We start from the raw sequence: 20,315 nt of genomic DNA, 5'->3' as shown, positions 1-20,315 counted from the left end.
AAGACCGCAGACGCCTGCGCCCGACCAGCGCGAGCACCGGGGAGAGCCCCCACGCCACCCCATCCGACCTGCATGTTCGAAGATGGCGGATCTTCCGTCTACTACGCCGCCCGCGTCAAGTACCTGCCCGACTTCCTCGACGCGCTGGCCCAACGCAGCTGCCACGCCCAGCCCATCACCGTCGTCACCGGATCAGACGCGGCAGCCCTCGACCCCAAGACCGAAGCACTCCACAACGCTGACGCACCGATCACCGTGCTGTACGCGTCCTTCCCCGACGCCGCACAATTCCGCGGCCCCGACAACCCCGACCGCGGCCTGTACAACGCGTTCGTCAAGGACTTCACAGCCCCCCACCACGACCAGCAATTCCCCGCGCAACACCTCACCACCAGCTACTGGCCCATCGCCGCCCACGACGCCGTCCTCACCGCAGCAACCGCCCTGCACAACGCCGCCGCCCACGGCGACGGCCCCACCAACCTGCCCAACCGCTACGCCGTCAGGAACGAGCTGTACGCCCTGCGCAACAACGCAGTCGCCGGAGCAAGCGGCCACTTCGGCATCGACGCCAACGGCAACCGCACCCGCACCCGCACCGTCACTACCGTCCACCGCCTCGGCCAGGCCCTGCCCAAGACCACCGGCCGCACCGACTGACCACGCACCCCGAACCGGCGGGGGGGGGGGGGGGGGGGGGGGGGCCCCCCGCCCCCCCCCCCCCCCCCCCCCGCCCACCCCCCCCCCCCCCCCCCCCCCCCCCCCCCCCCCCCCCCCGCCGGGGCCCCCCCCCCCCCCCCCCCCCCCCCCCCCCCCCCCTCTTCCGCACCCGACCGGGCGGCGCCCGTGAAGTGGATGGCTTTGTTCACCGAGTTTCGACAGCGGTTGTTCATCGTCCCGGTAGGCGCTCGGACCGGGACGAGGTCGATGTCGATGAGAACGGACAGCACCTCATCGCACGCGTCGCACCTGCAGGCCGGGGCTTCACCTCGTCGAACCGTCGTCGGGCATCTCTGGGCTTCCCCACCGATTCCAGAGTGTGTGATGCCATTCGTCGGCGTTCGGACCGGGCGGTTCTACTACGGGGACCGGGCCGGGGCCGGTCTCGACGAGGTGCAGCAGTGTCCAGGCGACGCCATAGCAGTCATCTGGGCCGAAGCAGCTGGCCAGGGCCTGGGCTTCGTCGGCCGTGACAGGCCTGGAGATTGCTTCGAGCTGCTTGACGCGCTGGTCGATCTCGTCGTCGTCGGCGTCCCAGTCGGGTAGTGGACCGCCAGCAACGAAGGCTTGAACTTCGGGTCTCATCTACGAATGATCCGCTGCTGTGACCGGCGCGAGCAAGGCCGGTCTCGGCGTCCGGCGCGGGGGTCCAATGCTGTCGGAAGTCGTGAACAACCCAGTCCGACTCCGGAGGCCAGGTGCACAAAGGCCGGAGGAGTCACTACTCCGCCCGCCTACGGCGGGCCCACCAGCCGGCCGCTGGGGTGGGCGGCATCAGGGCAGGGCGCAGCGCCGCGTGGAAGTCCTCGAGAGCCCGGACCATCCGGTCATCGTCTCCGTGACCTTCCATTGCCGCGGTGAACACCGCGTCGGCCGCGGCGGCGAGCCCTGGCTCCTCCCGCCGGAGGAGTGGCGCGACGGCTGTCCCGAGTCGGCTCATGGGCGCGGCCAGTCCTGCGGCAGATGCCGTGACATCCCGTTCCCAACGGTCCACAAGCCGGTCCCCCACGCCGAAAAAAGCCATGCCCCTTGCAGCCCCGACTCTGTCCGTCAGGGCCATGGCGGTCATTCCCTGGCTCAGCACATTCAGTACGAGGCGGCCCGTAGCTCTCCAGCCAGCGAAGAGGTGATCGTGCGTGTTCCCCGCAATCTTCAGCGCGAGCACCGCTGCCACCAGTTCGTTGGCCTGAGCCTCAAGGGCTGCACGGTCGGCCGCAGCGTCCTTTCGTTCCTCCGCCTTTCGAGTGCGCCGACCGTTCTCCCATCCGCCAATGAACACCAGGGCGACGGCGCCGGCGGCGGTGAGGGCCGTATTGAGCAGTTCGCTGTCCATATGGATCACACCCACCACGACACGGCCGAAGCCCTGGAGGTTCCCGCCGGACCGATCCTGTCCTTCCCACCGCGAGAGCGGCTAAGGGGTGAGGGAGAGGAGGTGATTGTCATGGTGGAGTGCGGAGCGTGCCACCACCCCGGCCCGCACGCGGTCGTCGTGCCGACGGAGGGTTGGCTCAAGCGCTGCGACAACTGCGCGCGTTGCACGGCGGAGGCCCGAGCCGAGCGGGAGCGTCGTCCGCGGAGGCGATCGCCGAGCTCACCAGCATGCTCGCCCCGGGGGCACGACGCGCTGAGCCAGCCGGATGGCGGCTCTTGTGCTCACCTTGCGGTCCGTTCATCGAGCGAGAGACGGACTGAGGCCCGCCATCGGGTGGCGGGCCTCAGGGGGAGAGGGATGATGGTCCGGCGACGACCGGGCTGAGCGGCTATTCGGCCGTCGGCTCGACGTAGGTGTTGTCGAACCAGTCGATGAACTCGCGGACAGTGCCGATCTTGGCGACTCGGGCATGTAGGGCCTTCTGGTCGTGTCCGGCCAGGAACCAGCCGCCGGCGACCGGTTCACCACAGCCGCAGCCGCACAAGCGGCTGTCGTGCGGGGAGTCGAAGTAGGTAATCGGGTTACGGGCCGACTCCACGGGAGGCTTCCCGCCGACGTAGGCGTCGTAGACCGCGTCGCCCGGCTTGAGGAACCTGCCCTCCATCGCCTTGCGTCCTCCGGCCACCGGAACCAGCCTGTCGATCTCGATGGCCATACGCACCTCACCTTCGCAGGAGAGCAGCGCGTACTGCTCCTTCTCCGCCCGCTCGCCGAGGACCCAGCAGCCTCGGTTGGCGCGGAAGAGGGCTTCGTCGCCCATGTTCGGGTCCCAGCCGACGTGTTCGCGGCCCAGCTGGTCTTCCTGCGGGTTGACGTAGCGCATTCGGCCGAGCGTGATGTGGATCATGATCCGCCCCCAATAGATGGATACCCAGGGCTCCTTGCCCTGCCGACTATTGAGCATCCTGACAGATCGCTTGGATACCTTCAACCCCCGGGATGCTAGGTCTTCGACTATGTCGAGCGGGGGTACGGGGGTGGCGGCAAGACTTCCGGCACCAGCCGCAAACAGGGGGTGATCTACTGCGCCCAGTCCCAGGTGGTGGCGCGAGGCTGGGCGCCGATCTCGGACATGAACGAGTCGGTGCCGTCCGCCGCGGCACTGGGTTCTGCTTGGAGGCCAGCTCAGGCGCGCACACCTGCCAGTACAGGGTCCGGGTCCCGTATGGGGCGATACCAGCGTCCTGAGTGAGCGTCTTGACCGGGCCGTCCACGTCGTCGGGGTACTCGCCGTCGGCGTGCTTGGGCGTGTACGAGGTCTGGAACTTCTGGGTGATGGAGATGACTGCGGTGTCGGAGCGGTTCTCGTAGACGGTCATGACGTTCACGCACTTGTTCGTCGCGTCGCCGTCGTGCCACTCGGTCAGAGCGACTGATCCCAGCGGGGTGCGAGCTGGGGTTGGCTCAGGCACCGAGGAGGCGGCCTGTGTGGGGATGGCCGAAGTGCGGCCGGCTACAGGCGTGGATGTCTGCGTGAGGGTGGGCGTGATGGCCTGGGTGGCCGTGACCGTGACCGTAGGAGCTGCTGCAGCGGGCTGGGGGGCGTGGCTGCTGCAGCTGGCGCCGAGGAGTGCGGCCGCGCAGGCGGCTATGACAGGAAGGAACCGGCGGGCCATGTCTGCCTTTCACGTTCAGCGAGATGCCTGCGGCAGGCGCTGCTCGGCCGGTTCCTGTGGGGGACGAAAGCGGGGGTTGCCGCCTGACGTTCGGTACGACGGGGATCATAGCGGCGGGTACGGCTGCTCCCGTGGCCGCACCTCACTGAGTACCGCCGCCGTTTACGGCTGGTGACACAGTTCGTAGTGGGAGGCTTAGCGCCGGTTTTCGTTCCGATGTTCCTCAACCCCCGCTACATGTCCGTTGGCCGTAGCTATACGAGAACAAGGCCATGACCGCCGCGGAGACCCGGCCGGACGACGCCCCGCCGGCCGCCGGGTCCGCCCCGGAGGACGACTCCACCGATCAGCTCGACCTGTTCGGCTCGGGGCCCGGCACGGGCACCCTGGAGGGTGAGCGCGCCCGAGCCGGGACCGGAGACCGAGACGCAGGAGTCGGCGGCGGCCGCCGAGCCCCGGCAGGACTGGGCGGATGGACGAACCGCGTACCAGGTGAGCGTCGACCTCGACGGCTCCGCCTCGGTGACGGTCCGCACCTACTGGTGGCCTCACGAGAGTCTGCGGGGCGCGCACCGCAGTGCCTACGAGCCGTCCACGGGTCAGGTGGACGGCGGGTACATGCCTACGGTCCGGCGATCAGCCAGAGGATGAGGACGGCGTTCAGGTCCTGGCTGTAGCGGTAGACGACGGAGATCCCGCGGCCGCCGGTCTGCTCGGGCAGCAGCTCGACGACGCGGGACTCGCTGCGCGGGTCGGCGTCCGGCAGGCCGCGGCCTTGCGCCGGGTCGTCTTCGAGCGAGCGGCGGACGCTCTCGACGGCGGCCCGCTCGGGCGGGCTGAGTTCGGTGAGGATCTTCTCGGCGGGGTCGCTGAAGAAGGCGTGGGTCACCGGGCGGCCTCGGCGAGCTTGCGCCGCAGTTCGGCCTCGACGTCGTCGGCGGGCCGGGCGAGGGCAGCCATGGCGCCGGAGTCGTACCGCATCAGGATGCGGTGGCGGTAGGCCTGGGTGATCTCGCGGACCCGGGTCAGGTCGTCCAGGTCGATCGCGTCGAGTTCCTTCTCGAACGCCTGCCGGTCACCGGGGAAGCCCCACGTCGACAGCGCCTCGCGCAGCTCGGCGAGTGTGCGCATGGGCGGGCTGAACTGGCTCGCGGCGGGGTGCTCGGGCTGCGCCGTCACGGTGACCTCCTCCTGGTTGCTGCTGCCTATGACGCTACTCGGATCGGGCGTGTTGCGGGGAGAGACCCCCGACAGCGGGCAGCATCGGCCGGACAGGGGCGCGCTGCCGGGGGAGGGTTCAGTCCGCCCGACACCGCCACTCCGCCCGGGCCTGCGGCGGTCAGGAGGTATTGGGCCAGGGCCGTGCGCGATGGACGGCACCGCGGCTCGTGTGGCTGTAGCCAGGCCCGTCGGGTCTGCGGGCTGGAGCTCGCGGCCGGGGAAATCGACGGTGATGCGGTGGCCCGCCCGGCAGAATCGGGTGATCTACAGGCCCTTTGGGGGAGCTATGCAGGAACTCCGCTTCGACGACGACATTCGGTTCACCGCGGTGGTCAGCAGCGACCAGACGTGGCTGCACCGTGCGCTGGGAGCCCACGAGCTGAGCGTCCAGCTCGCCGTCGGGGTGTCGCCCTTCACCGAGGCCGGGAAGATCCTCGCCCTGGAGGCGGACCTGTTCGGCTTCGAGGCGACGGGGCAGCGCTCCCGGCTCGCCCGGACCACGGTGAACCTGGCGTACACCCCGACGGTGACCGTCCACCGCGTGAACCTGTCGTTCCCGCTGACCTCGTTGCAGGTCCACGCGATCGAGGAGGGCCGCACCGGCGACGTAGGGTTCGAGATCGACCTCAACGCGACCCTGCCGCAGGCGCCCGGGTATCCGGGGAGCGCCCAGGAAACGGCGCGCATCAGCATTGCCAAGAGCCGGTGGGAACAGCAGCTCGCGCAGCTGGGGCCGTCCGCGGCGTTCGAGATGGCCGTGCCGTACCCGCTCGGCGATCCGGAGCGGGACGAGGTCGGCCGGACGCTGCGGGAGGCGCAGCGGCTGCTGACCGTGGGCGAGGTCCGGGCGTCGATCCTGGAGGTCAGGCGGGCGCTGGAGTGGATCCGGGAGAACGTCACCTGGGACAACCCCGGGCCGAGGAAGCAAGCCAGCCAGTGCAACCAGACCGAGCGGTGGTGGCGGATCCAGGACGCCCTGTACAGCCAGACCTGCGGCGCCCTGCACAACGACGCGGTCACCAAGACCTTTAAGTACGACCGGACCGAGGCGGAGACGCTTCTGGCGATGACCGCCGCACTCCTGCGGAACGTGCCCGGCACCAGCGCGTGACAGGCGGCCGCCATGAAGGTGAGTTGGCCGGGACCTTCGGCGTGAAGACCAGCAGCCTGCCCTTGGCTAGGAGTCGTATGCCCAGGACCGGCCGGTCTGCCGGTACTGCTCGACGGGGATGGGCTCGACGCCGGGCCGCATCCGGCTCAGGTACAGCATCCCGTTGAGGTGGTCGATCTCGTGGGCGATGAGCCGGGCAAGCCCCCGCTCGTACACCGTGGTGACGGTGGCGCCGTCGAGCGTTGTGGTCTCGACGGTGATGCGGAGCGGGCGGGGGACCATCCCGCGGACGTCGAAGAACGACAGGCACCCTTCGTACTGCTCGTCCGTGTCGTCGCAGGCCTCGGTGACGCGGGGGTTGAGCAGCACGATGGCGCCGGCGCCCGGGTCGGGTGGCTGGACGGCGGCGGCCGCGCGGCCGATGCCGATCTGCGGGGCCGCGAGCCCCATGCCCTTGGCGAAGGGGTGGACCCGGCCGATGCGTTCCATGGAGGTGAACAGCGCTTCAACGGCCTGCTCGGCGGCCTCCCGCTCGGCGGGCAGGTCGAAGGGGCGGGCCGCCTCGGTCAGCACGGGTGCGCCGCGCTGGACGACGCCGAGGTTGCGCATCTGCTCGCTGGGCCGTACCTGGCTCACCTGAACTCCCCTTGATTCACGTTCTGTTCGGGACGGGCCCGGAACCTCCATTCCAGACGATAGCGAGCGTGCAGAGCCGGGTGGCCGGTCGACCAGGTGAAGACCCGCATGCCGTCCTCCTCTCGTCGGCCGGGAGCGCTGGGCAGGGGAGAGGCCTCGGCGGTCATCGAGGTCTCGGTGCCCCACACCACGGGATCGAGCGCGGCGGGGAAGGCGAGCGTGACCTCCAGGTGCTCGGTGGGCAGCCGCACGGCCCGCTGGAACCAGCGGCCCCACTTGGTGTCGCTGACGGTGTAGGCGTACTCGATCCACACCGCATCGCCGGGGTAGAGCGGGAAGCGGCCCTGCTCGTTGTCGAACAGCAGCCACACCTCCTTGAAGGCATCCCGGTCGTGCTTGGCCTCCCAGCGCATCACCTCCCCGCGGCAGGTCGCCGTGAGCGCCAACTCATCCCAGGTCAGCGGGTGGGCCCGGTAGTGGGCGTTGGAACGCTCGGGGTCGCCGGGGTAGCAGTCGACCGAGATACGGATCAGGTAGCGGGTGATCGGGGCCGTACCGGTGTTGCGCAGCAGACGGCGCATGGTCAGCCGGTAGAGGCTGCCGTCGTAGTCGAGCCGGGCGGCGTCGTGCTCCACGACGATCGCCGAGCCGGTGGCATACGGCTGCTCGGCCGGCCGCGATGCGGGAACGGCGGCCGCCGCGGTGGTCTGTCGGACCCGGGCCGTCTCGTACTCGTTCCACCTGCGCCAGATCGCCTTGCCCGCGTTCAGCGTCTCGTCCGCGCGACGCGCGAAGTCGGCGGTCGGCTTGTGCCGGCCGGACTCCATGTGGCTGACGTAGGAGGGGTGGAACCCCATCAGCTCGGCGAGGACCTTCTTCGGCATGCCGCGCACCTCCCGCCAGTAGGCGACCTCGGCGGCGAAGTTCGCAGATGCCTGTTCCACGGTGACCGCGTCCTGCGCGTCCATCAAAGCCCCCGCCCTGCTTGGGTGTTGAGTGCGTGAGTGAACCGTGAGTGAGGACAGTTCACCATTCTGTCGCCATGCCCGTCGCCGGTTTCCTCCTCTCACCGGCCCGACCCTCGCGGCCGGTGAGAGGGGATGCGCCATGCCGCGCCTGCTGTACCTGCTCAACGTCTCCAACCCGAACCGGTTGTCGGCAGACTCCGGCTTCACCTTCGCCGACCTGCTCGCCCCGGCCCTGACGGACGCCGGGGCCGAGGTGACCGTTGCGGCCCCGGTCGCCACCGGTGACCGCCGCGTGGGCTTCGAGCCCACCCGGGCTCCGGCCACGAAGTACCGGGCCCGCTTCGACCCCGGCCTGGACCAACTGGCGGACCTGATCCGGCGTACGCGGCCGGAGGTGGTGGTGGCCAACCAGATCGAGGCGGCCCCCGGGATCCGGGCTGCCCTCCTGGAAGCCGGGACGGACGCGCTGATCGCCGGGTACTGCCACTACCTGCCGTTCTCCTTCGCCGACGACGGGCGGCTCCTGGCTGACCCGTCCCTGGACGACGGCGGGCTGGGGCGCAGCGTGATGCTGGCCTTCGCCGCCGGGCTCGCGGCGTGCGACCGCGTCCTCGTGCACTCGTCCACCGCCGCGTCCTGGACGACGGCGGCCGCCGCCCGGATGAGCGTGGAGCTCACGGAGAAGCTGCACGTCGTACCCGCCCCCCGCGACGAGCGCCTGGTACGCGACCCCGCCGACGTCGACGTACCGGACGGCAAGGCGCACGCCGTCTACAACCACCGGCTCTACGCCCACTACGGCACCGCCGCGTTCACCGACCTGGCTCGCCGCCTGGTCGCCGAGGCACCGGTGAAGCTGACCGTGATGGACCTGTTCGGCACCCGCAGCCCCGAACGCGTCCGGCTGGACCCGAGCCCCGAGCGGCACCGCGACGAGCTCGCCTTCCTCGACGGCGTCACGATCGCCTCCGACCGGGGCGATCGCGTGCGGTACCGCCACCTGCTGGCCGGCGCGCACTTCGGCATCGCCCCGTTCCGGCCGGGCTGCCCCTGGTCGATGTCCGTCATCGACTGCCAGGGCATGGGCCTGCCGGTCATCGCCCCGCGTACCGGGTGGCTGGCCGAGCACATCGACGACGACCTTCTGTTCACCAGCCCCGATCAGGCCGTGGCCATCGCGACCCGGCTCGCCACCGACAGCGAGTTCTACCGGGTGCACGCCAAGCGGGCCCACGCCGCCACCGCCGATCTCACCCCCGCCGCCGTGGCGGCCCGCTACCTGGAGGCCCTGCGGTGACGGCGCCGTTCGACGCGGTGATGCTCTCCTACGACGAACCCCTCGCCGACAAGCTGCACGCCCGCCTTCAGCGGATCCTAGGGACGCCGGTGAAGCGGCTGCACGGCGTGCAGGGGATGCGCCGGGCCTACCGGCTGGCCGCCGAGGTCGTGGACAAGGAGCAGTTCCTGCTGGCCGATGGGGACTTCGTCCTGGCCACCGAGTTCGCCCTGTCCGCCGTCGAGCCGCTGGACGAGGGCGTGTCGATGCGGGTGTGGCGGGCCCGCAATCCGCTCAACGGCCTGATCTACGGCTACGGCGGGCTCAAGCTGATCCGCCGCTCGGCCCTGCGGGAGCTCGGCGACGCGGTCGACGTGCTGGCCGCGCTGCCCGGCCGGTGTGAGTTCACCGCCGACATCGCTGGAACCACCCGGATCAATCAGTCCCCGTATCACGCCTGGAAGGCCGGTTTCCGGGAGTGCGCGATGCTCTCGCGCGGCAGCGAGTACGGCATGGACGACGCGGAGGCCGCCGAGCGGATCGCCGCGTGGACCGCCGGCGGCGAAGGAGAGTTCGCCGAGTTCGCCGTCTCCGGCGCCCGCGAAGGCGTCGCTTTCGCCCACGAGGCCGCCGCCCGTGTCCCGACCCTGTTCGACAAGCTCAACGACCCCCGATGGCTCTACCAGCGGTTCACCGCCGGACATGGCGAACAGGCCATCGCCGGATGACCGCCGCCCTGGTGCTCGTCGAGCCCGGCGCCCACCGGCCGGGCGGCCACCGAGACCACGCCCTGACCGCGCTCGCGGCCGCGCACGGCAACACGGTCGTGGTGGCCCCCTACGGTGTCGCCGCACCGACCCGGGCCGCCCTGCTGGGGGCCGGAGCCCGGGTCACGGCTCCTGCCGGGAGGGTGCCCTTGGTGCTGGCGGCGGCCGCCGCGTACACCGCGGCGCTCGCTGCGGCCGCGCGGTGGGTGCTTGCCTCCCGCCGCTGGCCGGTGGCCGTGCGCAGAGTCCCGCACCAGGTCACGCTGCTGGCCCGCTGCCTGGCAGAGGCCGCCTGCGTACGCACCGGCCGTCGCCTCACCGGCGGTGCGGGCACGGTGGTGGTCCTCAGCGCGAGCGAGGCCCTGCACGGCGCCGCCGGGCTGCTCGGCGGGCACCACGTCCGCTTCGTGCACGAACTGGTCACCACGGAGGACGCCGCGCTGCGTCTCCTCGGACACCTGACCCGCTGGGGCGAGCGGCGGGTCAGGGCCCTCGCCCCCACCGACGCCGTACGCGAGGACCTGGCCGCCCGCTTCCCCCGCCTGCCGCTCCACGTGCGGCCTTTCGCGGTCGCAGACCCCGGCGACCGGCTCACCGACACCGACCGCCGGCGGGCCCGGGAGGCCTTCGGCATTCCGCCCCACGAACCGGCCGTGTGCCTGGTCGGCGCATGGTGGCCCTACAAGGACCTCGACGTCGTCGACGCCGCCCTCGCCCGGCTCGATGTACCCGTGCACGTGCTGGTCGTCGGCGGCCCGGCCGCCCACGGGCTGCTGAAGAGGTGGGCGGCCCTGCCGCACGTCCGCCTGCACACCCGGCCCGGACCCGTTCCCGAGGCCGTGGTCAGTCAGGCCTACGCCGCCGCCGACGCGGCCCTGGTCGCCCGCCGGGCCGGGGTCGCCAAGGAGAGCGGCCTGGTGGTCGACGCCGTACGCCTGGGCGTCCCGCTCATCGTCTCCGACCACGATCCGGCGCTCAGCAAGGCTCTCGCCGGTCAGGACTGGGTGCGGCTGTTCCCGACCGCGGACAGTGCAGCGCTGGCGGACGTCCTGCGGGACCTGGCCTGGTCCCCGCTGCCCCGGCCCGCAGCCTGCGCGGCCGCCGACCTCGGTGTGCCCACGGCCGCCGAACAGATCGCCTTCCTCACCGACCTGAAGGAGCCGTGTTGATGGCCGCCCTGCCCCCGCTGATCGCCGTGGTCGGATCCGTCGAACCCGCCCTGCTCACCGCCTGGGTCGCCCACTACCGCACGCTCGGCATCGAGCGGTTCCACCTCGCCTTCCACTTCGCCGACCACGTCGGCCCGGACCGGCGCCACCAGGTGCAGGCCGCCTGCCGTGAGCTCGGGATCGTCCCGGACGCGGTGAGCGCCGGGCCGTGGCACGAGCACACCAACCCCCGGCTGCGGGACGCCCTGCGCGAGCGCGCCGGCGCAGGGTGGCACCTGCTCGCCGACTCCGACGAACTCCACGCCTATCCCGCCCCGCTCGCCGAGGTGATCGCCGCGGCGGAGGCCTCGGGGACCGGCACCGTGGGCGGGCTGATGCTCGACCGGGTCAGCGCCGACGGCTCCCTGACCGGCTGGGACCCGGCCGAGGGACTGGACGCCGCGTATCCGCTCGGCGCCTTCCTCACCCACCACCTGCTGCGCGGAGACCCCCGAAAGATCGTCCTCGCGCACTCCGGCGTGCCCGTGGCCTCCGGCAACCACCGTGCCGAGGGCCACCGCCCCGCCAACCGTCCGCCCGTCGTTGTCCACCACTTCAAGTGGCGCGACGGCGTCCGCCGGGACGTCGAGCGGCGCGCGGAACACTCGGCGGACGGCACCTGGAAGACCGCCTCACCAGCCCGCCTGGCGGAGGCCCGGCGCCTGCTGGACCACCTTCAGCGGCACGGCGGCCGGATCGCCGTCGACTCCCCGCGGCTGGGCTTCCGGCCCGTCTCGCTGCGGACCGTCCCCGACTGGTGGGCGGCGGAGGCCACGCGGCTGGTCACCATCTGGCGGCCGCCCGCGGGTCAGAACGAGCCGGGCTCGATGATCTCCTCACCCTCGTCGTGAGGGGGCTCGAACCGGGCGTAGAAGTCGTCCAGCGCCTGCGGGGTGACGGTCAGCGCGTTCGCGTCCTCGCGCCGGTTGCGCTCCTCCAGGCGCCGCAGCAGCTCCGCACGGGAGACCGGGAAGTACAGAAGCCGAGGACGGCCGCCCGCCTCGGCGATGACCTTCTTCCACTCCTCGCGGTCCGAGCGCAGCCACAGCCCGTGGTCCAGCACGGCATTCCGTCCGGCGGCGATCAGACCGACCAGCTCCTCGCGGACCTCGGCGACCACCGGGGTCTCCAGGGCGAAGTAGTCCCGCTCCGGATAGTCGACGCCGTAGCGGCCGTGCCGCTCGTGCACTCGTTCGTCCACGGACAGCCGTACCGCCCCGGCCGGCACCAGTCGCCGCTTCGCGTACGTGGTCTTGCCTGACCCGGTCAGCCCGACCAGCAGATACACCACCGGACCCGACTCCCGACCGGTCACCGCCGCCTGCACCAGGGCTCCTCTCGCTGCGCGAACCGCTCCTCGGACCAGCCTGCCACCCCCCGCCGTCCCGCGCGGCCACATCGCCGCGCCCTCACCCGGGAGTCCGCCGTGACCCCTCCGCTCGTGCTCCGGGCCCTGCGCGCGTACGTACGGCACATGCCCGCCTGTCTCGGCACGCCCCAGATGGCCGCCCACCTGAGCGACCACCTCAAGCACCACCCCCTCAACGCGACGGCCCGCACCCTCGACGGCACGGTCGTGCCCGTGGTGACCACCGACGTCATCCAGCGCTACCTGTGGCTGTTCGGGGTGTGGGAGCCGCACCTGACCGCGTGGATGCGTGCCCGCCTCGCCCCGGGCGACCTCGTGGTCGACGCAGGCGCGCACACCGGCTATTACACGCTGCTGGCGTCCCGCCTCGTCGGCCCCGCCGGCCGTGTTGTCGCCATCGAGCCGTCCCCAGCTTTCCACCAGGCCTTGACCGCGAACCTCACGGCCAACGGGTGCGGCAACGTGCGCACCATCAACGCCGCCGTCTCCGACCGTCCCGGACGGCTCACCTTCTACCTGGAGCGGGCCACCAACCTCGGCGGCACCACCGCCGTCCGCCCGCGGACCGTGGAGGCATCCTTCCAGGCCGACGCCGCACCGCTGCCGACCCTGCTCACCACGGAGGAGCTCGCCGCCGCCCGGCTGATCAAGCTCGACGTGGAGGGCGGCGAGGCTGCCGCCGTACGCGGGCTCACCCCGGTCCTGGGCAGCCTGCGGGACGACGCCGAACTGGTCATCGAGGTCACCCCCAAGACCCTGGCCAAGCAGGGCCACACCGTCGACGACGTTCTCGGGCCCCTCACTGCGCACGGGTTCCACGCCTATCGGATGGCCAACGACTACGCCGCGGGCAGCTACCCGGCCGCCCTGCGGAGGCTCCTTCCGCCGGTGCGGTGGCGCGGACCGATCACGGAGATGAGCGATCTGATCTTCTCCCGCCTCGACGCCGAGACGCTGCCGTAGGCGGGCCTGCGGCATGGGCCTGCAGCGGGTCGCCGGGCTCGGTGACGACCTTCCAGTCGGCGACCCACTTGCGGATGATCCGCCGTGTTCCGTCGTCCTCGTCGGCGACGAACTGGACGATTACGACAGGGTTGTCCTGCCACGGCTGGGCCGTCCTCCACGAACTGGAGGATGGCCCGGTACAGCGTCACCGGCCCTCCCCGGCGGCCGCGGCGGTCTCCTCGGCGAACGGGGAGGGGGAGTGGGCGACGACGTCCGGGTGCAGCGTGGGTGCGACCTCTTCCAGGTCGGGGTGGGTGGCGGCGACCTCGCGCAGCACCCGGGTGAAGGTGACGTGGTCGAGTCCGCGGCCGGTGCGGGAGACCAGCAGCGGGCCTTCGGTCTCCGTGGAGTGCGGGGCCTTGAGGGTGCGCACCGGCAGGTACTCGTCCAGCGCCCACACCAGGGGCCTCGGGATGGGGGTGAGGGGGCCGACGGCGGAGGCGCTGTTGTTCTTCACCGGCAGTCGCCAGGCGGGCCCGGCGGCGTTGTCGCGCTGGATGTACTGCATGACGACGGCGATGGACTGGCCCGGGCGCAGGCCTGCGAGGGTCATGTAGGCGGCGAGGCGGGCGCGTTCGGGGTGGGGGCCGCGGTAGCGGTCGGCGGCGGTGCGCAGAGCGTCGGTCTGGAAGCGGGTGAGGGTCTGGCGTTCGGCCGGCGGGGTGGGCCCGGCGAGCGCGCGGCGCGGGGGGAGGTTCCAGCGGGCGGCGCCGAGGTTGTCCTCGCAGTGGGCGTAGAAGCTGCGGACGGCGGAGACGGCGCGGCCGCGGGAGGCGGCGGCGAGCGGGCTGCCGTCGAAGGCGGTGAGCCTCGAGGCCCAGTCCTTGACGTGCATGGGCTCGAAGTGCCAGACGAGATCGCCGATGTGGGTGAACCAGTCCTGCTGCCAGCCGGGCGGGGCGTCGATCCCGGCGAGGTAGAGGCCGTAGCGGTACTTGGTGTCCTCGTCCCAGACGCGCCCGATGACTTCCTGGCCGTCGGGCCGGACGTACGCCCCGGAAAGCCAGCCGTGCAGGATCGCGTACGGGTCCTGGGCCTGGGGTGCTGAGCTCATTCGGCCACTCTATGGACTGCCGCGATTGCCCCGGAGTGCGAGCGGCCGAGGCCAGGGGGTCCTACTGAACTTTAAGGAACAGACTGCTACCCCAATCAAGTGTCGTGGGGTGGGGCGGTGCCGCGCCGTCCCGCACTGTTCGTACTCTGCTCAGCCATCTCTTGGCTCTTGGTGTCGGTGGCTGGTCTGTTCCTTAAAGTCCAGATGCGAGGTCGAAACGGCCGGGGAGGCCGCCGGGCGGAGCCGCGCACGCCGACCGCGACGGACACCGAGCCGGAGAGCGTCACGGACGACACCCCGGCACCGGAGCCGCCGACGCTCCGGGCGATACCGCCGCAGGCAGCGATCCGGCACCGGATGGCGTGCCGGTCCCCCAGGACGCACCGGAGCCCGCAGGCGCGGTCCCGGATGAGGGGATGCTCGAGGCACGGCGCGAAGTGTCGTGCCGCGAGCAGGACCGACCCCAGACGACGGACGGCGCCCAGCAGACGCCGGAGCCCGACACGGCGGCCGCGCCGACGGCCCCGGCCCTGGCCCTGGCAGGGGAGGACGCCCCCAGTGACGAGACGGCGCGAGACGCTTCGGAGGAGCCGACCATGACCACCCCGCCGATCCCGGAGACCACCGACACCCCGGACGAACCGATCACCGAGGAGCCGCCCGCACCGCAGCGCTACTTCGAGACGGTCCCGCTCGCGGGCGACCCCGGTTATCAGATGCGCCTGTCCGGGCTGGACGGCCAGCCGATCGACTCCGGCGAGGTGCTGCGGGGCGACCTCGTCATCGCCACGGTTCACCCGGGCGGCGACGGCGGCTGGTTCGCACGGCTTGCCGCCGAACCCGCCGACTTCACCTACCTGGCAGATCAGCCGCAGGAAGCGGCCGCCCACGCGGCGGTCATGCACTCCGCGTTCACCGGAGCCCCCTATGGTCCGCCGGCGGGCGCGGCCGTCGGCGACGAGACGCGACAGCGGGTGGACGTGCTGCGGGCCACCCTGCGCGACGTCGCCCTGCAGCACCGTGAGGCGGTGAGTCTCGCCGCTGCCCGGGCCTATCCCGATGTCGAGCAGAACGAGCACTTCCGGACGCTCATCGGCGCCCTCGACGGCCTGGCGGCCGCGGTGTCCGAGGACTACGGCTCGCAGCAGATGACGCAGCACCTCGACGCCGTGCAGGGGGCCGTGAACGCCTGGGGCGGCGCGCTGCCGATCGACCCGGGCCATCCCGTACGCGGTCAGCTCGCCTTCCCGCTGGCCTCTCTGCTGTACGACTCCCGGCGTCTGCAGGACCAGGTGCAGGCCACGCTCGCCGCGGTCCAGGCGGAGCGGGCCGCGGTCCGTGAACAGATTGCCCCCACCGAGCCCGGGCCCGAAGTGCAGCCGGAGCCCACCGCCGCGGCGGACACCGGGGCGTCCGAGGAACCCACGGAGTCGCAGAGTCCCGAAGTCCCGGACTCACAGACCAGCGAGGCGGTGCGGGAGGAGACTCCGGCAGTACCGGCGGAGCCCGCGGACGCTGCGGGCCCGGAAAGCCCGGACGGTGCGGCACTCCCCGAGGACGACGGTCCGGCCCTCGACGCCGCCGTCGACCGCATCCGCCGGGCGCTGGAAGACGCCCTCCAGACAGTGCAGCCGGAAGCCGCCGCGCAGCCCGGCGAGCTGCCGCTGTGGACCGGTACGGAGGCCCCGCCCGCAGACACCGTGGTGACGCCCCCGGCCGGGCCGCTGGACGTCCGCGCCGAGTTCCAGGCGGTACTGGAGGCCTGGGAAGAGCACATGCCGCCGGAGAGCGGCACCGCCCAGGACCTGGTCGCCGAACTCGACGCCGACCTGGCGACGCTGCAACGCGCCTTCGCTGAGGCCGTCACCCCCGCGGCGCCGCCCGCCGCCACAGACCAGGACGCTGCCGCCCCTGACGAGTCGGCGGAAGCGGCAGCACCCCCGTCCGTCCCGCAGCAGGCGGCCGCCGTCAACGCCGCCCTGCAGCGGGCCGACGCGCAGGTCGAAGCGCTCCAGGACCTGCCGGAGTGGCAGAAGATCCATACCGTGCGCGGCGCCTTCGGGCATCTCTTCCGCGTCATGAGGGAGCGGGCGGGAGAGCACTTCGACCGCCTGATGGGGGACAACCGGGTCGGCGAGTTCCTCCGCAAGGTCTCGATCCGCGCCTGCGAGAAGGTCGCCCAGTGGGCGCAGGCGGGTGCCGACCGGCTTCGGCGGGGCGGAAATCAGGACGCCGATACGCCGGGTGCGAAGGCCCTGCGCGGGCTCCGGGACGCGGCCTCCACGTACAGCGCCCCCGGCGGCGGCCGGAGCGGGCCGCCGCCGGCGTCGCGGGATGCGGCGTCCACCACGGTGGACATCCCGTCGATGCGCAAGCTCGGGGATGCCCTGGCGCGTCCCCTCCCCGGCGCCAGGGACGGGCGGGGACCTCGCGTCTCGACGGCGGCCGCGCGGGGGAAGTCGACCACGCGGCAGGGCGCGAAGAAGCCGAGCGGTGCCACGGAACAGGCCGGGCACCTGCGGCGCGGCGTCAACGAGGAGCAGCAGACCCGCAAGTCGACCAAATAGGCCGCGTGCGGAGCCATCTACATGCGGTCCAGGCCGAGCATGCGGGTTACGGCCTGGCGGACCGTCACGGTGTCCGGCTGTACCTGCTGCGGGACGGAGGGCTTGGCTGTCTGGTCCGACTCGAGGATGACGATGCGCTGCGCGGGCCCAGCCTGTGCGGCGATACGCTGCCGCTCTCTCTCGGAGGCCACGAGCAGGACCAGGCGGGAGAGGCGTCGGCGCAGCGCGGGGACCCGGCTGGCCACCGGGCAGATGATCGCGTACGGCTCACCCCGCACGTACACCGGAACTCCCATGGCGAACTCCGGCGTGCCCTCCTTGGCGACCTGGGGGGAGACGCCGGTCTCCTGGTAGACGAACTCCACGGACGGTTTGGTGAGGGCTTTCTGCCGTTCCAGCAGGGCGTTGATGGCCGCCTCGTGCTGCTGCCGCTCCCGGTCTCGGCGGGCGGTCTCCTCTACGTGGGCGCTCTCCTGCCGGGCGTACTGCGGAGCCGTCCAGACCGTGCGCAGCGCCTCCAGCAGGTACATGGTGGGCCGCTGCCGCAGATGTGGGATGACGCGGCCGGCGAACACCCACCGCAGGAACTCCGCCACCGGCACACGGGGCCCCGCTTCCCACCACCCTGCGGAGAACTTCGCCAGGCCCTCGGCGACGTCCAGGCCGCCGCCATCCATCGCCTCCAGGCGTACCGAGGGCACCAGCCCGAGCCACGGCGGCCGGGGCCGATCGGAGAACCACACCGAGCGCACTCCGTCCTCCAGCATCCGCGCCGTACGGGCCTGGATCTCAGCGGGGGTGATCGGTGAGAGCTGCGCTTCCAGGGCGATCCGCCAGGACCCGTCCGGGTCGCTTGCCATGACGTCCGCCCGCCATGCCCCCGCGGGACCGCGCACCTCGAGCTCGACATGCGCGCCCGCCGCCCGGGCCGCCGTCAACAGTTCCAGCTTGAGCAGATGATGCGCCATGGACTCCCCGGCACTTGCGCACTCTGGGGCACCGGGCGCATGGGCGAAGAACCGCAGCCCCGTAGGGGAAACCTTCGCACGCAGCGCGTGCTGGCACTCGTCGCACCGTAGCGGCGCGGGCGGCCGCACTCGGTGGACGTCCTCCCACGCGCGGCCGCACCCGAGATCCGGCAGGTGTGCGAATACTGCCCCCCACTGCTCATGCACGGCACGGAACGCCACGGCTTGCCCCTTCCTGGTCGGTCTGCATCGGAAGCGTGCCGCAGGGCACTGACACCCGTGGGCGCCTTCGGGGGCAGAGGTCATGACGGACGCTCTTCCGGAGGTCCGGGCCGCTGGTGGTGTGGGAGTCGGGGAGGCTGGCCTTCGAGCGGCTCCAGCACCACCTGGCCCGCCGCGGCGCCGGGCGACCTGCCAGCCGCCGTCCCCCCGCCCGTGATCATGGCGGCGACCGGGGCGGAGTTAGCGTTTGACGCGGTTGCGGACGGCGAGGACGGCCAGGCCCAGGAGGACGGGCTCGGTGAGGCGAGAGGCAATCTCGATGTAGGTGCCGGCGGTGGTCAGGTCGTTGCCGGAGGAGCGGAACACCACGCTGTTGAGGGTGGTGTCGAGTGCCTTCTCGAACCGTTTCCCGGTGTATCGCTGCCCGGTCGGGTTCTGCGGGTCGTCCTGGTCGATGGTGAAGGTGACCTTGCCTCCGCCGGGTGGCACTGTGCCCGTGGCCTGCTGCTTGGGGTCCTCCTGGGCGAGGCCGAAGCCCATGAGCAGGAGGATGGTGGTGAGCATGGCCAGCGCCAGCCAGCCGAGCGCGCGGGAGGCGCGCAGGCCGTAGCCGGACAGGATCCAGTACCCGTGCAGCAGGCCGCGCTCGGCACGGGTGGTGCCGGTCCGGTCGTGGCGGCGCATCTCCATCTCGCCGTAGTAGAAGTCCGCCGCCCCCGGCTCATTCTTGCCGTCCTCGAACGCCTTGCGCAGCGCCCGGTACACCGGCGCCAACTGCGGCGGCCCCACATGACTGACACCGGAGGGCGCTGCGCTCCATCCCGGAACCGCCCGAGGCCGGGCCGCACGCCAGTGGTGCTCCTCCGCGAGGGTGCGGCGCTTGGTGAAGCGGGTGGGCAGTCCGCGCCGCCAGTGCGTCCCGGAAGGCGTGGTCGCGAGAGGGCACCAGCCCTCCATCCGGAGCTGGTCCAGGTGCACGGTCCCGGTGAACAGGCAGGCCGTCAGGTCGACGTCGGACAACACCAGATGGGCGGCGTCCACCCCGCGCAGGGACGCCACCCGAACCCCGGCATCGGGCAGGCCCGAGAGGGCCTGTTCATGCAGCGGATGCCTGTCGGGCCGTGTGAAGAGAGCGGGCTCGGCGGCGATGGTGAGGGGGTACTCGAAGACCGCGCCCTCGAAATCCACGGTGGCGTACCGCAGCCGCAGCTCCGCCGTCGCCGACCAGCGAGTCCGCCAGCACACCACTTCACTGGCAGCCGCCAGGATCGTCACCGGACTGCTGAACACTGCCCCGGACAGCTCCATCTTCCCGGCGCACACCACCGGCCCCACAACGCCCGCACGCTCGAAGGTCGCCAACCCGAACCCGGCGTCGCGCGCGAAGGTCGCCCACCCGAACCCGGCGGCGCCCGCGAAGGTTGCCGACCCGAACATGGCGAAGCCCAAAAAGGTCGCCGTCTCGAACCTGGCGTCGCCAGCGAAGGTCGCCCACCTGAACTCGGCGTCGCCCGCGAAGGTCGCCGACACAAACTCGGTGACCCCCTCGAAGGTCGCCCACCCGAACTCGGCGCGGCCCTCGAAGGTCACCGACCCGAATCCGGCGCCGCCCGCGAAGGTCGCCCACCCGAATCCGGCGTCCGCGAAGGTCGCCGACCCGAACATGGCGACCCCCTCAAAGGTCGCCCACCCGAACCCGGCGAAGCCCGCGAAGGTCGCCGACCCGAACATGGCGACCCGCTCGAAGGTCGCCAACTCGAACCTGGCGGTGCCCGCGAAGGTCGCCGACTCGAACCCGGCGGTGCCCGCGAAGGTCGCCGACTCGAACCCGGCGGTGCCGATGTGAGGGTGGCCAGTGGCGGGATCGCGGAGGGGGCGGAGGAGGTCCTGGAGAAGAGACTCGGTAAAGGTGGTTCCGCGGTGGTCGATGTCCGCCCCGGGAGCCAGTCCCGCCAGATAGACGCTTCGCGCGGAGGGTTCCAGGTGGGCGAGGCACGCGGTGTGTCCGGGCACGTGAATGCCCCGGCAGCCGACCGGGTCCTGCACCGTGGCGGGGGTGGGGCCGGGGGGGCCCGACGCGGGGGGGGGGGGCGGGGGCGCCCCCCCCCGAAAAAGTTACGACCCCCCCGGTGGGGGTGAGCCACGGGGGGGGGGGAGGTAAAGGCCCCGGAC

Annotated in this window: 20 protein-coding genes; 9 read left to right on the top strand and 11 right to left on the bottom strand. The window is 72.0% G+C overall.

Annotated features, from left to right (window positions below; genetic code table 11):
* Positions 1 to 72: 72 nt before the first annotated feature.
* Entirely contained in the window at positions 73 to 660 is a 588-nt protein-coding gene (locus tag ACH4ZX_RS39225; RefSeq protein WP_398283542.1) for a hypothetical protein, read from the top strand.
* A 324-nt stretch (positions 661 to 984) separates the two neighbouring features.
* Here ACH4ZX_RS39225 and ACH4ZX_RS39220 read toward each other — a convergent pair whose 3' ends face one another.
* From ACH4ZX_RS39220 to ACH4ZX_RS39200, 5 genes are all read right to left on the bottom strand, one after another.
* Positions 985 to 1,305, bottom strand: a complete 321-nt coding sequence (locus ACH4ZX_RS39220; protein ID WP_398283540.1) for a hypothetical protein — start codon at positions 1,303 to 1,305, stop codon at positions 985 to 987.
* A gap of 136 nt (positions 1,306 to 1,441) precedes the next feature.
* On the bottom strand, positions 1,442 to 2,062 hold the full coding sequence (locus ACH4ZX_RS39215) for a hypothetical protein (protein WP_398283538.1): 621 nt from the start codon (positions 2,060 to 2,062) through the stop codon (positions 1,442 to 1,444).
* 421 nt (positions 2,063 to 2,483) lie between these two features.
* Entirely contained in the window at positions 2,484 to 3,002 is a 519-nt protein-coding gene (locus ACH4ZX_RS39210; RefSeq protein ID WP_398283536.1) for a hypothetical protein, read from the bottom strand.
* A gap of 1,391 nt (positions 3,003 to 4,393) precedes the next feature.
* On the bottom strand, positions 4,394 to 4,660 hold the full coding sequence (locus ACH4ZX_RS39205) for a hypothetical protein (protein ID WP_398283534.1): 267 nt from the start codon (positions 4,658 to 4,660) through the stop codon (positions 4,394 to 4,396).
* Positions 4,657 to 4,950 carry a hypothetical protein gene (locus ACH4ZX_RS39200; protein WP_355934507.1) on the bottom strand — a complete coding sequence of 98 codons (294 nt, stop codon included), beginning with the start codon at positions 4,948 to 4,950 and terminating at the stop codon, positions 4,657 to 4,659. The genes ACH4ZX_RS39205 and ACH4ZX_RS39200 overlap by 4 nt, the downstream gene beginning before the upstream one ends.
* A 328-nt stretch (positions 4,951 to 5,278) precedes the next feature.
* On the opposite strand from ACH4ZX_RS39200, the gene ACH4ZX_RS39195 reads away from it, so the two are divergent.
* Positions 5,279 to 6,103, top strand: a complete 825-nt coding sequence (locus ACH4ZX_RS39195; protein ID WP_398283532.1) for a hypothetical protein — start codon at positions 5,279 to 5,281, stop codon at positions 6,101 to 6,103.
* Between the two features lie 66 nt (positions 6,104 to 6,169).
* On the opposite strand, the gene ACH4ZX_RS39190 is transcribed toward ACH4ZX_RS39195, so the two are convergent.
* Together ACH4ZX_RS39190 and ACH4ZX_RS39185 are read right to left on the bottom strand one after the other, a co-directional pair.
* On the bottom strand, positions 6,170 to 6,739 hold the full coding sequence (locus ACH4ZX_RS39190) for a peptide deformylase (protein ID WP_398283530.1): 570 nt from the start codon (positions 6,737 to 6,739) through the stop codon (positions 6,170 to 6,172).
* Positions 6,736 to 7,707, bottom strand: coding sequence for a multiprotein-bridging factor 1 family protein (locus ACH4ZX_RS39185; RefSeq protein WP_398283529.1), 972 nt, complete (start codon positions 7,705 to 7,707; stop codon positions 6,736 to 6,738). Before ACH4ZX_RS39185 ends, ACH4ZX_RS39190 begins: the two co-directional genes overlap by 4 nt.
* A 139-nt stretch (positions 7,708 to 7,846) precedes the next feature.
* Between ACH4ZX_RS39185 and ACH4ZX_RS39180 the strand changes: the two genes are divergently transcribed.
* From ACH4ZX_RS39180 to ACH4ZX_RS39165, 4 genes are read left to right on the top strand one after another with little or no spacing between them, the layout of a single operon-like run.
* The gene (locus ACH4ZX_RS39180) at positions 7,847 to 9,004 is read left to right on the top strand and encodes a glycosyltransferase family 1 protein (protein ID WP_398283527.1); all 1,158 of its coding nucleotides are present in this window, start codon (positions 7,847 to 7,849) and stop codon (positions 9,002 to 9,004) included.
* Positions 9,001 to 9,711, top strand: a complete 711-nt coding sequence (locus ACH4ZX_RS39175; RefSeq protein WP_398283525.1) for a hypothetical protein — start codon at positions 9,001 to 9,003, stop codon at positions 9,709 to 9,711. The genes ACH4ZX_RS39180 and ACH4ZX_RS39175 overlap by 4 nt, the downstream gene beginning before the upstream one ends.
* Positions 9,708 to 10,919, top strand: coding sequence for a hypothetical protein (locus ACH4ZX_RS39170; RefSeq protein ID WP_398283523.1), 1,212 nt, complete (start codon positions 9,708 to 9,710; stop codon positions 10,917 to 10,919). The genes ACH4ZX_RS39175 and ACH4ZX_RS39170 overlap by 4 nt, the downstream gene beginning before the upstream one ends.
* On the top strand, positions 10,919 to 11,809 hold the full coding sequence (locus ACH4ZX_RS39165) for a hypothetical protein (protein WP_398283521.1): 891 nt from the start codon (positions 10,919 to 10,921) through the stop codon (positions 11,807 to 11,809). The genes ACH4ZX_RS39170 and ACH4ZX_RS39165 overlap by 1 nt, the downstream gene beginning before the upstream one ends.
* Here the strand turns inward: ACH4ZX_RS39165 and ACH4ZX_RS39160 are convergent.
* Positions 11,767 to 12,285 carry an AAA family ATPase gene (locus ACH4ZX_RS39160; protein WP_398283519.1) on the bottom strand — a complete coding sequence of 173 codons (519 nt, stop codon included), beginning with the start codon at positions 12,283 to 12,285 and terminating at the stop codon, positions 11,767 to 11,769. The genes ACH4ZX_RS39165 and ACH4ZX_RS39160 overlap by 43 nt on opposite strands.
* A gap of 99 nt (positions 12,286 to 12,384) precedes the next feature.
* Between ACH4ZX_RS39160 and ACH4ZX_RS39155 the strand changes: the two genes are divergently transcribed.
* Positions 12,385 to 13,290: an FkbM family methyltransferase gene (locus tag ACH4ZX_RS39155; RefSeq protein ID WP_398283517.1), complete on the top strand. Its 906-nt coding sequence runs from the start codon at positions 12,385 to 12,387 to the stop codon at positions 13,288 to 13,290.
* Positions 13,291 to 13,477: 187 nt separating this feature from the next.
* On the opposite strand, the gene ACH4ZX_RS39150 is transcribed toward ACH4ZX_RS39155, so the two are convergent.
* A complete protein-coding gene (locus ACH4ZX_RS39150) occupies positions 13,478 to 14,386 on the bottom strand; it encodes a hypothetical protein (RefSeq protein ID WP_398283515.1) in 909 nt (302 codons plus the stop codon).
* Positions 14,387 to 14,982: 596 nt separating this feature from the next.
* Here ACH4ZX_RS39150 and ACH4ZX_RS39145 point away from each other — a divergent pair.
* Positions 14,983 to 16,953, top strand: coding sequence for a hypothetical protein (locus ACH4ZX_RS39145; protein WP_398283513.1), 1,971 nt, complete (start codon positions 14,983 to 14,985; stop codon positions 16,951 to 16,953).
* A 17-nt stretch (positions 16,954 to 16,970) separates the two neighbouring features.
* On the opposite strand, the gene ACH4ZX_RS39140 is transcribed toward ACH4ZX_RS39145, so the two are convergent.
* Complete coding sequence (locus tag ACH4ZX_RS39140; RefSeq protein WP_398283544.1) at positions 16,971 to 18,128, bottom strand: competence protein CoiA family protein; 1,158 nt, start codon at positions 18,126 to 18,128, stop codon at positions 16,971 to 16,973.
* A gap of 255 nt (positions 18,129 to 18,383) precedes the next feature.
* Positions 18,384 to 19,580, bottom strand: coding sequence for a hypothetical protein (locus ACH4ZX_RS39135; protein ID WP_398283511.1), 1,197 nt, complete (start codon positions 19,578 to 19,580; stop codon positions 18,384 to 18,386).
* On the opposite strand from ACH4ZX_RS39135, the gene ACH4ZX_RS39130 reads away from it, so the two are divergent.
* A complete protein-coding gene (locus ACH4ZX_RS39130) occupies positions 19,579 to 19,989 on the top strand; it encodes a hypothetical protein (protein WP_398283509.1) in 411 nt (136 codons plus the stop codon). The genes ACH4ZX_RS39135 and ACH4ZX_RS39130 overlap by 2 nt on opposite strands.
* Positions 19,990 to 20,315 lie beyond the last annotated feature (326 nt).

Source organism: Streptomyces sp. NPDC020490, from assembly GCF_044335305.1.
Lineage (GTDB): Bacteria > Actinomycetota > Actinomycetes > Streptomycetales > Streptomycetaceae > Streptomyces.
Note: the sequence above shows the minus strand (reverse complement) of the source record. Positions and strands in the feature narration are given on the sequence as shown.